Below are 335 nucleotides of genomic sequence, written 5' to 3'. Positions count from 1 at the left end.
GAAAGCGGCTGAAAGTGCTATGATTTCAAGAGCCTAACCAATCCACCAAGCACCAACAGCCGCTATCCAAAATGGTACCTGAAAAACTGACCTTCTCGCCACTCTCTCGCCGTCAAATCGAAGCCGACTTCTCCGGTGGCCACATCACCTCCGATGCCGGATTGCTCCTGCTTCGCGAAGTCGACAAACAACACCAGCTCACTCAGCGCCTGGCTACGGTTCTGGACGATGCCCGTAACCCGGTACTGGTTCGCCACAAGCTTCAGACCATGATCCGGCAGCGGGTCTTTGGCGTGGCCGCCGGGTACGAAGACCTGAACGATCACGAAACGTTA

1 protein-coding gene is annotated in these 335 nt (G+C 55.8%); it reads left to right on the top strand.

Features of this window, described 5'->3' with window-relative positions:
* Positions 1–71: 71 nt before the first annotated feature.
* A partial coding sequence (locus tag Q669_RS14270; RefSeq protein WP_022992797.1) for a transposase occupies positions 72–335 on the top strand: 264 nt, incomplete at its 3' end.

This window comes from Marinobacter sp. C1S70 (assembly GCF_000475355.1).
GTDB classification, from domain to species: Bacteria; Pseudomonadota; Gammaproteobacteria; order Pseudomonadales; family Oleiphilaceae; genus Marinobacter; species Marinobacter nauticus.
This window is presented reverse-complemented; position numbering and strand designations above follow the sequence as displayed.